Genomic DNA, 14,991 nt, shown 5'->3' on the forward strand with positions numbered 1-14,991 from the left:
GGCTTCACCCTTTTTTTGACACAGAGGAAGACCCATGAACACCCGATCTCTCGCATCGCTCGCCGCGCTCGTCTGCTGCACCCTGCTCGCCGCCCCGGCCCATGCCACCGAGGTGAAGCAGCTGATGGCAAAACCACTGCCTGAATACCCGGGCAAGGAAGCCGTGATGCTCGAGGTGTCCTACGCGCCGGGCGCCAAGGACATGGAGCACCGGCATGACGCCCATGCCATGCTCTACGTGCTGGAAGGCACGGTGCAGATGCAGCTCAAGGGCGGCCCGCTGGTCACCTTGAGGGCCGGTGACACCTTCTACGAAGGCCCGAAGGACGTCCACATCGTCGGCCGCAATGCCAGCGATACCGAGCCCGCGCGCTTCGTCGTCTTTCTCTTGAAGGGCCAGGGCGCGCCGATCCTGACGCCGGTGGACGGCCACAAGCACTAGGAATCGCCGCACGAAGAAAAGCGGGCGATGTTGCCATCGCCCGCTTGGGTTCGCGCGCCATCGTGATGACCGGCGCCGCGTGGGAGTTTCAGCGCATCAAGGCAGCGGTGCGTTGACGGCCTTCACTGCGTCGATGAAGCCGAAGCCATCGAGGAAGGAGTAGCCCGTACCGATACGGTTGGCCAGCACGCCACTGAAGGTCGAGCCGTCCGACATCGTGCCGGTGAAGGTGATGCCACCGCTGGCCAGCGTGCCATCCGGCTGGCGGATCACGCTGCCGGCCAGGTCGCCGGAGTTCGCCGTCGCCGATGTTCCGTTCGGCGGCAGAGAGGCCGAGCGATACATGGCGCGGCCGACACCGAAGCGCAGCGCCTTGCCGGTCGTGAACGAGCCCGAGCTGAAGTCAAGCTTCAGCTTGAAGAACATGTTCGTAGCGGCCGGCGACGGTGCCTGCGACGAAGTCGTCGCGGTCACGTTCGCTGTGGTCAGACCGACGCTGCCCGAGCCCACCACGAAGGGCTGGCCGGCCGTGCGCACGTCGAACACCAGGCCCGGCGTGCTGGGCACGCTGACGTTGCCGCCGCCCGGGTTGGCGGTGGTGCCGTCGAAGGTGATGCTGGCGATGCTGCCGGGGCCCGTGTAGGCGACCGTGAACGCATTCGGGTCGGTCCGGGCCAGCGTCGAGTTGTCACCGTTCAGCGACACCGTCACGCGGCCTCGGCTGGTGGTCGTCGCCGTGCCCGTCGCGCTGTACGGATCCAGGTCGTGCTGCAAGGTCGAGTTCTGCAGGATCGTGCGCATCTGCATCGGCGTCACCGAGCCCGGGCCCCCCTTGTTCTGCAGCACCAGTGCCGCGATGGACGCTGCCGTCGGGGCCGCCGCGCTGGTGCCAAAGAAGTTGGGGAAGGTGTCCAGATCGCGGTTGGTATCGCTGGTGAAGAAGGTCGTGTTGCCACCGTCCATCGCCGCCAAGTTAGGCCTCAGGCGAACCTGCTGGTCTTCGGGGATCCGGTTGTTGTTGCGGTCCCAGACGATGCGCACCGGGCCGGTGGAGGTGAAGTCCTCCGGAATGGCCGGCTGGAACGGGCTGTAGGCCGCGACGCCGTTGGCACCGGCGGCCGAGTTGTGGCCATAGGTGATCGGGGTGCTGTACGAGAAGTACTCGGCCGGCAGCGACGGGTTGCCGCCGTTGTTGGTGACGTAGCGGAAGCGGTTGGCCGGTTGCGGTGCGGTGGGCACCGCCGCGCGGGCGATGACCATCTGCACCTGCGTGTTGCCGGTCGGGAACTGGATGCCGACCGATTCCAGCGGACGGTTGGACGCGATGTTGTTCTCCGAGGCCGCGCCCAGGAAGGCACCGTTGCTGGTCTTGAAGAACAGCAGGTTGTAGTCCGTCGTGACGCGCTGCGTACCGGCCACGTTGTTCACGGTCACCGTGACCGTGCCCTTGTCGCTGTTGTAGCCCGTCGTGCGGATCGTGTAGTTGCCGGCCTGGCTGGTGAAGAAGGTGAAGGTCTCGGACGTGCCGGTGTCCACCGTCTGGACCACGCTGCCGTCCGGCGCGAGCACCGTCACGATGGCATCGAAGTTGCCGACACCGCCGGTGGTGGAATCGCCACGCACGTCGATCTGGTAGGCCGCACCCGCGGTCGGATTGCTCAGGGTCGTGTCGAATTGCGAGACGGTAGCGCTCAGCGTGCCCTGCGTCTGCAGCACTTGCGAGCCCACGACAGCCGGGGTGGTGTCGTACGGGTCATCCCACTGGAACATCATCTGCAGCACGCGAGCCGCGCCGGCAGAGGAGGTGCCGAGCGTGATCGTCTGGGCGATGTCTTGCGTTCCGTCGGTGCGGAAGTTGTGGAAGCCGCCTTGGTACAGCGCGGGGTCCACGCCAGCCAGGTTGATGTTGGTGCCCGTCGTGGCGCCGGCCACCGGTACGTAGCGGAAGTCGGAGCCGTAGCCTTCGGTCGGCGGCGTGTTGCCGGCGGACGAGAAGTAGGAGACGCCCAGGGCCGTCACATCATCCACCGCCTGTGCGACGATGGTGTCGGCGAACATGCCTTCGTCGTAGTACTGCACGTCGTCGACGATGATCTGCGCGGCGAAGTCCGGACGCGAATTGGGCAGGCCTTGGATGCCGGCCAGCGCGCGGATGTTGTTGGCAAAAGCCAGTTCGCCGTCGAAGGCGGTGGCGAAGCCGAGGCGGGCCTTGGGCGCCGCATCGTGGATCAGTTGGGCCATGCCGCGACCTTCGTCGTAGGTCGACGAGTTCGGGTAGGTACCGGCGTCCTTCAGCACGACCACGGGCTGGGTGTTGCCGCAGGGATTGGCGGCGCCCGGCAGGTCGCAGCTCGCGATGTCCTGCGCTTCGCGGATGGTCAGGCTGCCGCCGGTGGCCAGCGAAATGCTGGCGGTGTTGTAGGAGTCGGACAGGATGCCGATCGTGATGCCGGTACCGTTCAGGTTGCTCGGCAGCTGGTTGATCTTGTGCTGCACCAGGCCCTGGGTGGTCGTGGCGCCAACGTTGGTGTGCGGGCGCGATTGGCCGTGCACCGCCGAGACGCCTGGCGTCTTGGCCAGGGTCACCAGCGAGTCCTCGGTGATGAAGCCTTCCAGCGCGCCACCGCGATAGCGGCGGTCTTCGGAGGTGATGGACATGCCGGGCACGCGGGCGACGGCGGCACGCGCCGCGTCGAAGGACTGGCGGCCGTCCAGCAGGATCGTCACGAGCACGCGGCTCGATGCGTCACGCAGCAGCGTCTCCGAGGAGATGTCGACGGTGGCGTCGCTCTCGGTGACGGCCAGCGAACGGTTGCGGGTCAGGATGCCGGCGGCCGAGAGCTTCTTGGCGACCAGTTGGTGGAGCGGGCCATTCAGGTTGGCCGGGATCGGGCTGCCGGCATTGGCAGCGCCGACCGTCATCAACACTGCGCCGAGCGCGCATGCGCGCAACGCGAACTTTCGGGGAACCAGCGGAAACGAATTGGATTTCATGACGTGCTTGCTCTTGTGGCGAATCTTGTGGATTCGAGTTGTTCTTGCGAAGGGCCCGCAGCGCGGACCCGGCTCCTCAGACCGAGGTCTTGGTCGAGGAACGTTGGCGACGGGAAGCGCTCAGGCCGCAGATGGCCAGGCCACCCAGCATCAGCGCGACGGTCGCAGGTTCCGGGACGGCCGAGACGGCTGCAGCGCCAGTCAGCTTGATGTCGTACGCGCCGAAGTTGGGGTCGAAGGCGCCGTTGTCGGTGTAGCCGGCCAGCGCGAAAGCGGAATTGGGACCACGCACGCTCTCCTGGCCATTGTTCGGCGCGAACAGGAGGACGTTGTTGGCATCCACCGGGTCGTAGAAGCCGCTGCCAATGCCCAGCAGGTACTGGCCGTTTCCGAGGCTGCTGCCGCAGCTGCCGGCGCCCAGCAGCGACTGGAAGCCACCGCCAGAGTTGTCGTTGGCGCACACGGCCTTGCCGCTGGTGGTCAGCAGGAACAGCTGCGTGTCCAGGAAGGCGTCGGTGCCGCTGTTGACCGTCGAAGCCGAGAACGCGGCGAAGTTCGTGATGTTGATCAGGTACAGGTCGACGTCATGCACGTCGCTGACCGACCCGAAGATGTCGGTCAAGGCGCCGGTGCCGACGGTGGACTGGGCCGTACCCAGCAACTGGCCGGCATCGCCCACTTCGGTGTAGCTGCCCGCCAGTGCGGAGGTGGTGAAGCCCATCGTGGCCAATGCAAGGGCCGTGAGCGAACGGGGCAGGAATGCCCGGGAAGTGGATCGCGAAATCGCCATGTTGACTCGTTACCAGTTGGAGTTAAGAAGAGCGACGTCACAGGGTCCCTGATCAGTCACTGACCAATGTGTAAAGATTACGTAACTGGTTTATCTCACGCGCGTTGCGCGGCGTGGATACATGGATTCCGCGCCCCCGAGATGGGGGGATAGGGGGTTGTTGCTGATTGCCAGGCAGGAGTCGACCCGCCGCACCCGGAGTCCATCACACCATTGGAATCAGCGGCAGCAGGCTCCCGCCGCGGCCGCGCGCGTCAGCGCTCGCTCAGGAGCGGTAATCGGCGTTGATGCTGACGTAGTCGTGGCTCAGGTCGCAGGTCCAGACGGTCGTGCTGGCCGTCCCGCGATTGAGGTTCACACGCACGGTGATCTCGGCCTGCTTCATCACGCGCTGGCCGTCTTCCTCGCGGTATTCGGTGCGCCGGCCGCCCTTGGCGACGACGTGGACGTCGTCCAGGTGCATGTCGATCAGCGTCTGATCCAGGTCCGCGATGCCCGCGTAGCCGACCGCCGCCAGGATGCGACCCAGGTTCGGATCGCTGGCGAAGAAGGCCGTCTTGACCAGCGGCGAGTGGGCGATGGCGTAGGCGGCGAGTTTGCACTCGGCCTCGTCCCGGCCGCCTTCGACGACGACGCTGATGAACTTGGTGGCACCCTCGCCGTCGCGCACGATCGCCTGGGCGAGCTGCTGCGAGACGGCGATCACGGCGTCGCGCAAGACCCGACCCTCGGCACTGTCCAACGCTTCGATGCGCGGGTGCGCAGCCTTGTGCGTGGCGATCAACACAAAGGAGTCGTTCGTCGAGGTGTCGCCGTCGATCGTGATGCGGTTGAACGAAGCATCGGCCGCCTCGGTCACCAGGGCCTGCAACAGGCCGGGAGCGATGTTGGCGTCGGTGGCGACGTAGCCGAGCATCGTCGCCATGTTCGGGCGGATCATGCCGGCACCCTTGCTGATGCCGGTGACGGTGACGGTCTGGCCACCGATCTGCACCTGGCGCGAGGCAGCCTTGGGCAAGGTGTCCGTCGTCATGATGCCGGCGGCGGCTTCGGCCCAGTTGTCGGCCTTCAGCGCGGCGATTGCGCCCGGCAGGCCCGCGACGATGCGGTCCACCGGCAGCGTTTCCATGATCACGCCAGTCGAGAACGGCAGGATCTGCTGCGGCTTCAGGCTCAGCGCATCGGCCAGAGCCTGGCAGCCCTGGCGAGCGCGGGCCAAGCCGTCTTCGCCGGTGCCGGCATTGGCATTGCCGGTGTTGACGAGGATCGCGCGGATCGCATTGCCATCGACCGCCAGATGCTCGCGGCAGACCTGCACCGGCGCTGCACAGAAGCGGTTGCTGGTGAACACGCCGGCAACCGACGAGCCCTCAGCCAATTCGATCACGCTGAGGTCGCGCCGGTTGGCCTTGCGGATGCCGGCCATAGTCACACCCAGACGGACGCCGGGCACGGCATGCAGGGCGGCGGGATCGGGAGCGGTGAGATTGACGGGCATGGCGGACTCGCGGGCTGCTGGGAAGAAGATGGCCCGGATTGTAGGGATCCGACATGACGCACCGCGCCAAAAAGCAAAGGGCGCCCGAAGGAGCCCTTGCGATGGCTAACGCTGAGTTTCAGCGCACGGCACGACGGCGGGCAATGAAGCCGATGGCACCCAGGCCGGCGAGCAGCAGGGCGTAGCTTTCGGGCTCAGGCACGGCGGACGGCATCACGTTGATGCCACCGGAATAGCTGGCAGAGATCGGGCTCCCTTCGCTCCCCATCAGGCCGGCATAGCCGTTGATCACGAGTACCAGATTGCCATCGGCGGGAACTTCAAACAAGCCGGCGCTGCCGTACTGAGTCATGTTCTTGCCGGAGCCGGAGGTCTGGATCGGATCGATGCTCAGCGCCTGGCCATTGATCGTGGCAGACGTGAAGACGATCTGTTGCGTGGCCAGCTTGCTGCTTTCAGCGACGGTATTCAGCCAGACGTCAATGGTCGAACCGCCGGTGAAGCTGAAGGTAAACGTATCGGTAAACGCGCCGGAGACGGTGTGGTTCACTTCGGTGCCGGTCGGGTCGCTGAGGCCAGCGCTGTAGCCGGTAATGGACGAACCGGTCAACCCGATGGTGTTGACGACGTTCATCGCCTGGGCGGAGGTCCAAGCACCGAACGTCAGCGCGGCGAGCAGGGTGAGCTTCTTGATCGAGGATGCAGTGGTCATCGCGATGTATCTTTCTTCTTAGCGGCTATTGCGGCGGCGTGTCGCCACCCCTGCGGCGCACAGGCCGATGGCGGCGAGCGCCAGGCTGGCGGGCTCCGGCACAGCACTCATGTTGACGGACCCGGAGTAAGTTGCGTTGATCGCGGTGCCGTCGGCCAGACCGTCGCCGGCATGCCCCGTGATGATCAGCGTGAACGGCGAGCCGAGTTCGGCGCCGTCGAAGTTGCCGCGCTCGAAGAAATCAGCGATACCGCTACCAGCACTTTGCGTCAGCGAGAAATTGACGCCGTTGATGCTGGCGCTAAAAAAATCGATACCGAAGGTGTTCTTGCCCGAAGTCATCAGACTGCTGGTGATGGTTGCCCATCCGCTCAAGCCGTTCAGCTGGTACACGTCGGTGAAGTCGCCAGCCACGGTGATCGTGTGCGAGATACCCGCGGAAGCGCCGCCCTGGCCGTCCAACACCATCGTGACGGGACCGGGACTAGACACCACTGGCCCTGCGTAAGCACCCAGAGCCGAGACGAGCAGCACGCCGAGGCTGAGGATTTTTGCGATTTTTGTTTTCATCGAGACTTGATCGGGTAAGCCCGGGCGGCTGCCTTTGAGCGATGTAGCCACTCTATCGATCCATGGGAGCGTGCCCCACCCCCCATCCATGTGAGCCCGCATGGATTGCTGCGACTTACCGCACATAACCCCTCGAATGAGCGGGGTCAGTGGGTGCCCCGAATGAACAAGGCCGCGAGATCTTGCGATCTCGCGGCCTCTTGATCGGGGACGCGACGAGTCGTCAGGCCAGCTTGCCGTGGCAGGACTTGAACTTCTTGCCGGAGCCGCAGGGGCAGGGATCGTTGCGGCCCACGTGGCCATACTGCTGGGCCAGGTTGGCGGCGCTCTGCGCGGCCGGCGGGGCCTGGTCTTGCGAGACCGAGCCGTCCTCGTTCGGATGGGTGTAGGTGACGTTACTGACCGCCTCGGCACGCTGCTCCATCGCGGCGGCCGCGGCGTCAGCCTCTTCCTGCGTCTGGATGCGCACGTTCAGCAGCGTGCGGGTCACCTCCAGGCGAACGACGTCCAGCAGGGCCGAGAACAGCTCGAAAGCTTCGCGCTTGTATTCCTGCTTCGGGTTCTTCTGGGCATAGCCGCGCAGATGGATGCCCTGGCGCAGGTAGTCCAGCGAGGCCAGATGCTCACGCCAGTGCTGGTCGATGTTCTGCAGCAGCACCATGCGCATGAAGGGCGTGAACTGCTCGACGCCGACGCGCTCCAGCTTGCCGGCGAAGGACTCGTCGCCAGCCTTGACGACGGCCTCGACGATCTCCTCGTCGGTGATCGAATCGCTCTTCTCGACCATGCCGCGCAGCGAGACGTCGAGCTGCCATTCGTCCTTCAGCACGCGCTCCAGCGCGGCCAGGTCCCACTGTTCCTCGACGCTGTCGCTCGGCACGTAAGTGCGTACGACTTCGGTCAGCGCGGCACCGCGCAGGTTGCCGATCTGCTCGTCCAGGGTCGCGGCATCGAGGATCTCGTTGCGCTGCTGGTAGATGACCTTGCGCTGATCGTTCGAGACGTCGTCGTACTCGAGCAGCTGCTTACGGATGTCGAAGTTGCGGCCTTCGACCTTGCGCTGCGCCGACTCGATCGAACGGGTGACGATGCCGGCCTCGATCGCCTCGCCCTCGGGCATCTTCAGGCGGTCCATGATCGCGCGGACGCGGTCGCCGGCGAAGATGCGCATCAGCGAGTCGTCCAGCGACAGGTAGAAGCGCGAGGAGCCCGGGTCGCCCTGGCGGCCGGAACGGCCACGCAGCTGGTTGTCGATGCGGCGGCTCTCGTGGCGCTCGGTGGCGATGATGCGCAGTCCGCCCTCGGCCTTGACCTTGTCGTGCAGGCCCTGCCACTCGTCGTGCAGCTGGCGGATGCGCGCGGCCTTGTCGGCCTCGGGCACGGCCTCGTCGGCCTCGAGGAACTGCACCTGCTTCTCGACGTTGCCGCCCAGCACGATGTCCGTGCCGCGGCCGGCCATATTGGTCGCGATGGTGATGACGCCCGGACGACCGGCCTGGGCGACGATCTCGGCTTCCTTCGCATGCTGCTTGGCGTTCAGCACGTTGTGCGGCAGCTTGGCCTTGGTCAGCAGCGCCGAGATCAGCTCGGAGTTCTCGATCGAGGTGGTACCGACCAGCACCGGCTGGCCGCGCTCGTGGCACTCGCGGATGTCGGCGATGACGGCGTCGAATTTTTCCTTGGAGGTCTTGTAGACCAGGTCCAGTTCGTCCTTGCGGATGGTCGGGCGATTCGGCGGAATCACGACCGTCTCGAGGCCGTAGATCTCCTGGAACTCGTAGGCTTCCGTGTCGGCCGTGCCGGTCATGCCGGACAGCTTGCCGTACATGCGGAAGTAGTTCTGGAAGGTGATCGAGGCCATCGTCTGGTTCTCGGCCTGGATCTGCACGCCTTCCTTGGCCTCGACGGCCTGGTGTAGGCCATCGCTCCAGCGGCGCCCGCTCATCAGGCGGCCGGTGAACTCGTCGACGATGACGACCTCGCCGTTCTGCACGACGTAGTGCTGGTCCTTGTGATACACGTGGCTGGCACGCAGCGCCGCGTACAGGTGATGCATCAAGGTGATGTTGCCGGCGTCGTACAGGCTCGCGCCCTCGGCCAGCAGGCCGGCCTCGGCCAGCAGGCGCTCGGCGTTCTCGTGGCCGTCTTCGGTCAGCACGATCTGGTGCGACTTCTCGTCGACGGTGAAGTCACCCGGCTCGATCACGCCCTCGCCGGTGCGCGGGTCCTCTTCGCCGATCTGCTTCTTCAGCTTCGGCGCGACCTTGGCGATGGCGATGTAGATGTCGGTGTGGTCTTCGGCCTGGCCGGAGATGATCAGCGGCGTGCGGGCCTCGTCGATCAGGATCGAGTCCACCTCGTCGACGATCGAGTAGGCCAGGCCGCGCTGCACGCGGTCACCGGTCTCGTAGACCATGTTGTCGCGCAGGTAGTCGAAGCCGTATTCGTTGTTGGTGCCGTAGGTGACGTCGGCGCGGTAGGCTTCCTGCTTCTCCTCGCGCGACATCTGCGGCAGGTTGATGCCGACGGTCAGGCCCAGGAAGTTGTACAGCTTGGCCATCCACTCGGCGTCGCGCCGGGCCAGGTAGTCGTTGACCGTCACGACGTGGACGCCCTTGCCGGTCAGCGCGTTCAGGTAGACCGGCAGCGTCGCCATCAGCGTCTTGCCTTCGCCGGTGCGCATTTCAGCGACCTTGCCGGCATTGAGCACCATGCCGCCGATCAGTTGCACGTCGAAGTGGCGCATCTTCAGCGCCCGCTTGCCGCCCTCGCGGCAGACCGCGAAGGCCTCGGGCAGGATCGCGTCCACGGTCTCGCCGCCAGCGATGCGCTGCTTGAACTCTTCCGTCTTGCCGCGCAGTTCATCGTCGCTCAGCGCCTCGAACTGCGGCTCCAGCGCGTTGATCTTCTGAACGACGCGGCGGTATTCCTTGAGCAGACGCTCATTACGGCTACCGAAAATCTGGGTAAGAAGCTTGGGCAACATGCAGCGTGGTCGATCTGATTTTTCGTGGACGGCGCCGCGGCGGATGGACAAGCGGGACGCCGTCCATCCAGACCGTTAGCTCTCGATATGAGGCAAGCCGGCAGCAATGCAAGCCCCGCCTGGCGGGACCGCGCGCAAAACGCGGCAGTTTAGCACCCGGCCCTCGGCGATGCCGGGGGCCATGGTCGACCACTACACTGCCGGCCATGCGCGCCCCTCCACGTCCTGCGTCCCGCAACGCGCCCCAGGTTCCCGAACCGCTACCGATCGCCCGCGCGCTCGGCGGCCACGAGGCGCTGGCGCGGCTCGGCCGCCTGATCCGCGAATCGAACCGACGCATGGAGATCGTCGCCCCCTGCCTGCCCGGCGCGCTGACGCGCTTCGTCCAGGCCGGCCCGGTCGACGAGGAAGCCTGGACGCTGCTGGCCGCCAACGCCGCGGTGGCCGCCAAGCTGCGGCACATGCAGCCGCGAATGGAAGAACTGCTGGCCGAGCAGGGCCTGCAGCCCACCCGCGTGCGGGTCAAGGTGCAGAAGCAATCCTGAGGCAGCAAAAGAAAAGCCTCCCGATTTCTCGGGAGGCTTTGCATTCCGTGGTGCCGGCTATCGGATTCGAACTGATGACCTACCGCTTACAAGGCGGTTGCTCTACCAACTGAGCTAAGCCGGCACGGGAGGCGCATTGTAGGGGCAAATGGAAGCCGCCCCGTGAATGCACTTCTACTTGATTCGCTTCAGCGAGGGGCGGCTGCCGCCGGGGTGCGGGCCATCGCCGTCGTCATCGGGCGAGTCGGAGGCCGGCGGGGCTTCCTCTTCTTCGGACTCCGGTGCCGTCGGCGCCAGGCGCAGACCGCGCAGGGGCGTCGCCGGCCGTGCCTCGGCAGCAGGTGCGGCTGCAGCGGCTTCGTCGGTGGTGGCCGCGGAGGCCGCCTCCGGCGCCGGGAAGGCCATGCCCTGCCCATTCTCGCGGGCGTAGATCGCCACGACGTGATCGATCGGCACCATGATGTCGCGCGCGACGCCGCCGAAGCGGGCCTTGAAGCGGATCACTTCGTTGCCGAGGTCCAGGCCGCTGGTGGCGTCGAAGCCGACGTTCAGCACGATCTCGTTGTTGCTGACGTACTCCATCGGCACCTGCACCGAGCGGTCGACGTGGACCGCGATGTAGGGCGTGAAGCCGTTGTCCGTACACCAGTCGTGCAGCGCGCGGATCAGGTAGGGCCGGGTCGAGCTCGACCCGTTGCTGCCGCTTCCAGAGCTTTGATCCATGCCGGAGGCCACCTTACTTGCGCATCACCTTTTCGGACGGCGTCAGCGCCTCGATGTAGGCCGGGCGCGAGAAGATCCGCTCGGCGTACTTCAGCAGCGGCAGCGCGTTCTTCGACATGTCGATGCCGTAGTAGTCCAGGCGCCACAGCAGCGGGGCGATGGCCACGTCCAGCATCGAGAAATCGTCGCCGAGCATGTACTTGTTCTTCAGGAAGATCGGCGCCAGCTGGGTCAGGCGGTCGCGGATCTGGGCGCGGGCCTTCTCGAGCTGCTTGTCGGTCGCCTTGACCGTCATGCTGCGGCCTTCGAGGATGTTCACGTGGGCGAACAGTTCCTTCTCGAAGTTCAGCAGGAACAGGCGGACGCGGGCGCGGGCGACCGGGTCGCCCGGCATCAGCTGCGGATGCGGGAAGCGCTCGTCGATGTACTCGTTGATGATGTGCGACTCATACAGGATCAGGTCGCGTTCGACGAGGATGGGCACCTCGTTGTACGGGTTCATCAGCGCGATGTCTTCGGGCTTGGCGAACAGATCGACGTCGCGGATCTCGAAGTCCATGCCTTTTTCGAACAGCACGAAGCGGCAACGGTGCGAATAGGGGCAGGTGGTTCCAGAGTAAAGCACCATCATGGCGGCGGGCTCCCGAAGAAAAGCAGGGTCAAAAAACGGCGAGGCGTGAGTGTGAACTAAACGCCTCACAAAAAGCAAACGCAGTGGCGGGCTCGGCGAGCGCCCCACTGCGTTTTCTGCGCCCACTCAAGGGCGCGTCAGATGGCGAGTTTACTTGACGTCTTTCCAGTACGCCGCGTTCAGGCGCCAGGCGAACAGCGTCAGCACGCTCAGGAACAGCAGCACGATCACGCCGAGGCGGAAGCGCTGGCCCTGGGCCGGCTCGCCCATCCACTGCAGGTAGGCGACCAGATCGGCCACCGCGTTGTCGTACTGCGCCGGGGTCAGCTTGCCGGGGGTGACCTGGTCGAAACCCTTGAACACGTGGACCTTGACGCCCTCTTCGTGCGGATCCTCGATCTCGACGAACTTGGCGGTGCGCACGCCCTGCAGCTCCCACAGCACGTGCGGCATGGCGACGCTCGGGAAGGCCAGGTTGTTCCAGCCGGTGGCCTTGGTCTCGTCGCGGTAGAAGGTCCGCATGTAGGTGTAGAGGTAGTCCGCACCCGAGCCGCCTTCGCCGGCGCGCGAGCGTGCGATCACGCTCAGGTCCGGCGGCACGGCGCCGAACCATTCCTTGGCCTGCTTGGGGTCCAGCGAGGTCTTCATCAGGTCGCCGACCTTGTCGCTGGCGAACAGCAGGTTGTCCTTGATCTGAGTTTCAGACAGGCCCAGGTCGCGCAGGCGGTTGTAGCGCATGAACGCGGCCTGGTGGCAGTTCAGGCAGTAGTTGACGAACAGCTTGGCACCGTTCTGCAGCGCTGCCACGTCTTCCATCTTCTCCACGGGGAAGCGGTCCCAGTGGATGCCGCCTTCGGACGCTTGCGCGCCACCCGTCACACCGGCTGCCAGGCCCAGGCCGATCAGCAGCGTAGCGATGAGCTTCTTCATTCTTGTGACTCCGATGCTTTCAGGCTTAGTGAGCGTGGAAGGTGACGCGATCGGGCGGCGTCTTCGCCTTGCCCTTCTGGCTCCACCAGGGCATCAGCAGGAAGAAGCCGAAGTAGAACAAGGTGCCGACCTGCGCGACGAGCGTGCCCGCCTCGGTGGGCGGCTGGATGCCCAGATAGCCCAGCACCAGGAAGTAGATGACGAAGATCGTGTACAGATAGCTGTGCCAGCTCGGGCGGTAGCGGATCGACTTGACCGGGCTCTTGTCCAGCCAGGGCAGGAAGAACAGGATCACGACCGCACCGCCCATCACGACGACGCCCCAGAACTTGGCGTCGAAGGTCTTCAGCGCGAACGCGACGATCAGCGCCAGCACCGTGATCGCGATCTTGGCGCCGCCAGGCAGACGCGACTTCAGCCAGGTGCCGACCACGGCCAGCGCCAGCACCGCCACGAACACGTTGACCATCACGTCGGTCGTCGCGCGCAGCATCGAGTAGAACGGCGTGAAGTACCAGACCGGCGCGATGTGCAGCGGCGTCTTCAGCGGGTCGGCCGGGATGAAGTTGTTGGCTTCGAGGAAGTAGCCACCCATCTCCGGCGCGAAGAACACGATGGAGGTGAACACCATCAGGAACAGGCAGACGCCGTAGATGTCGTGCACCGAGTAGTACGGGTGGAAGGGCACGGCGTCCAGCGGGTGACCGGCAGCGTCTTTCGGTGCGTTCGGGCCCTTGATCTCGATGCCGTCCGGATTGTTCGAACCCACTTCATGCAGCGCGATGATGTGCGCGACCACCAGGCCCAGCAGCACCAGCGGCACGGCGATCACGTGGAAGCTGAAGAAGCGGTTCAAGGTGGCATCGCCGACGACGTAGTCGCCGCGGATCAGCAGCGCCAGGTCCGGGCCGACGAAGGGCACGGCGCTGAACAGGTTCACGATCACCTGCGCGCCCCAGTACGACATCTGGCCCCAGGGCAGCAGATAGCCCATGAAGGCCTCGGCCATCAGGCACAGGAAGATCGCGCAACCGAAGATCCAGACCAGTTCGCGTGGCTTGCGGTACGAGCCGTACAGCAGGCCACGGAACATGTGCAGGTAGACGACGACGAAGAAGGCCGAGGCGCCGGTGCTGTGCATGTAGCGGATCAGCCAGCCCCAGGGCACGTCGCGCATGATGTACTCGACCGAGGCGAACGCGAGGTTCGAGTCGGGCTTGTAGTGCATCACCAGGAAGATGCCGGTGACGATCTGGATCACCAGCACCAGCAGCGCCAGCGAGCCGAAGACGTACCACCAGTTGAAGTTCTTCGGAGCGTAGTACTCCGACATGTGCTCCTTGTACAACTTCGACGCCGGGAAGCGGTTGTCCACCCAGGTCATCAGCCGGGTGCCCATCGGCGCGCCAGCGGGAGCTTCTTTGAATTCAGCAGCCATGTTTTGCCTCTGTCCTTCTTATGCCGGTTGCCTGCAGCAGCGGCTCACTTAAGCCTTCTTGTCTTCGCCAATCAGGATCTTGGTCTCGGACAGGTACATGTGCGGCGGCACCTCGAGGTTGTCCGGCGCGGGCTTGTTCTTGTAGACGCGGCCGGCCAGGTCGAAGGTGGAACCGTGGCAGGGGCAGAGGAAGCCGCCCGGCCAGTCGTTCGGCAGCGAGGCCTGCGGGCCGGCGACGAACTTGTCGCTGGGCGAGCAGCCCAGGTGGGTGCAGATGCCGATGACGATCAGGTACTCGGGCTTGATCGAGCGGCCTTCGTTCTTGGCGTACGCCGGGATCGGGTAGGCGGTGCGGGCCGATTGCGGATCGGCCAGTTGCCCGTCGAGCTTGGGCAGTTCGGCGATCTGCTCGGGCGTGCGGCGCAGGATCCACACCGGCTTGCCGCGCCACTCGACCGTCATCTTCTCGCCCGGCTTCAGCGCGGAGATATCAGCCTCCACCGGCGCACCGGCTGCCTTGGCGCGCTCGGACGGCGCAAACGTGCTGACGAACGGTACGGCAGTGGCGACGCCGCCTACGGCGCCTGCACAACTGGTGGCGATCAGCCAGGTGCGCTTGCCTTGGTCCACTTGGTGGTCACTCATGAGGGTCCTTGACAAATATCAGAATCGCGAGCTTCGATCGGGGGGCAACAAATCATTCTAGCGGCAAGGCTGCGGCTCTCCTGCGAG

General features: G+C 65.3%; 13 protein-coding genes and 1 tRNA gene. 2 read left to right on the forward strand and 12 right to left on the reverse strand.

Annotation, left to right across the window (positions count from 1 at the left end; all coding sequences use genetic code 11):
• Nucleotides 1–34: 34 nt before the first annotated feature.
• Nucleotides 35–442, forward strand: a complete 408-nt coding sequence (locus tag SNE35_RS00755; RefSeq protein ID WP_320420823.1) for a cupin domain-containing protein — start codon at nt 35–37, stop codon at nt 440–442.
• A gap of 96 nt (nt 443–538) precedes the next feature.
• On the opposite strand, the gene SNE35_RS00760 is transcribed toward SNE35_RS00755, so the two are convergent.
• From SNE35_RS00760 to secA, 6 genes are all read right to left on the reverse strand, one after another.
• On the reverse strand, nt 539–3,436 hold the full coding sequence (locus SNE35_RS00760; RefSeq protein ID WP_320420824.1) for a S8 family serine peptidase: 2,898 nt from the start codon (nt 3,434–3,436) through the stop codon (nt 539–541).
• 76 nt (nt 3,437–3,512) lie between these two features.
• Entirely contained in the window at nt 3,513–4,226 is a 714-nt protein-coding gene (locus SNE35_RS00765) for a PEP-CTERM sorting domain-containing protein (RefSeq protein ID WP_320420825.1), read from the reverse strand.
• Nucleotides 4,227–4,491: 265 nt separating this feature from the next.
• A complete protein-coding gene (argJ, locus tag SNE35_RS00770) occupies nt 4,492–5,724 on the reverse strand; it encodes a bifunctional glutamate N-acetyltransferase/amino-acid acetyltransferase ArgJ (RefSeq protein WP_320420826.1) in 1,233 nt (410 codons plus the stop codon).
• 118 nt (nt 5,725–5,842) lie between these two features.
• Nucleotides 5,843–6,436 (reverse strand): FxDxF family PEP-CTERM protein, encoded by a 594-nt coding sequence (locus SNE35_RS00775; RefSeq protein ID WP_320420827.1) that lies wholly within the window; start codon nt 6,434–6,436, stop codon nt 5,843–5,845.
• Nucleotides 6,437–6,454: 18 nt separating this feature from the next.
• Nucleotides 6,455–7,006 carry an FxDxF family PEP-CTERM protein gene (locus SNE35_RS00780; RefSeq protein ID WP_320420829.1) on the reverse strand — a complete coding sequence of 184 codons (552 nt, stop codon included), beginning with the start codon at nt 7,004–7,006 and terminating at the stop codon, nt 6,455–6,457.
• Nucleotides 7,007–7,229: 223 nt separating this feature from the next.
• On the reverse strand, nt 7,230–9,992 hold the full coding sequence (gene secA / locus SNE35_RS00785; protein ID WP_320420831.1) for a preprotein translocase subunit SecA: 2,763 nt from the start codon (nt 9,990–9,992) through the stop codon (nt 7,230–7,232).
• A 206-nt stretch (nt 9,993–10,198) separates the two neighbouring features.
• Here secA and SNE35_RS00790 point away from each other — a divergent pair, with 206 nt between their 5' ends.
• Entirely contained in the window at nt 10,199–10,537 is a 339-nt protein-coding gene (locus tag SNE35_RS00790) for a hypothetical protein (RefSeq protein WP_320420832.1), read from the forward strand.
• Nucleotides 10,538–10,585: 48 nt separating this feature from the next.
• Here SNE35_RS00790 and SNE35_RS00795 read toward each other — a convergent pair.
• The 6 genes from SNE35_RS00795 to petA form a co-directional block, all read right to left on the reverse strand.
• Nucleotides 10,586–10,661, reverse strand: a tRNA-Thr gene (locus tag SNE35_RS00795).
• Nucleotides 10,662–10,711: 50 nt separating this feature from the next.
• Nucleotides 10,712–11,260, reverse strand: coding sequence for a ClpXP protease specificity-enhancing factor (locus SNE35_RS00800; protein WP_320420834.1), 549 nt, complete (start codon nt 11,258–11,260; stop codon nt 10,712–10,714).
• A 13-nt stretch (nt 11,261–11,273) separates the two neighbouring features.
• Nucleotides 11,274–11,891, reverse strand: coding sequence for a glutathione S-transferase N-terminal domain-containing protein (locus tag SNE35_RS00805; protein ID WP_320420836.1), 618 nt, complete (start codon nt 11,889–11,891; stop codon nt 11,274–11,276).
• Nucleotides 11,892–12,041: 150 nt separating this feature from the next.
• On the reverse strand, nt 12,042–12,821 hold the full coding sequence (locus tag SNE35_RS00810) for a cytochrome c1 (RefSeq protein ID WP_320420838.1): 780 nt from the start codon (nt 12,819–12,821) through the stop codon (nt 12,042–12,044).
• Between the two features lie 25 nt (nt 12,822–12,846).
• Nucleotides 12,847–14,259, reverse strand: coding sequence for a cytochrome b (locus SNE35_RS00815; protein WP_320420840.1), 1,413 nt, complete (start codon nt 14,257–14,259; stop codon nt 12,847–12,849).
• 48 nt (nt 14,260–14,307) lie between these two features.
• Complete coding sequence (gene petA, locus SNE35_RS00820) at nt 14,308–14,904, reverse strand: ubiquinol-cytochrome c reductase iron-sulfur subunit (RefSeq protein ID WP_320420841.1); 597 nt, start codon at nt 14,902–14,904, stop codon at nt 14,308–14,310.
• Nucleotides 14,905–14,991 lie beyond the last annotated feature (87 nt).

The sequence above is a fragment of the Roseateles agri genome, assembly GCF_034043675.1.
Taxonomy (GTDB): domain Bacteria; phylum Pseudomonadota; class Gammaproteobacteria; order Burkholderiales; family Burkholderiaceae_C; genus KK5.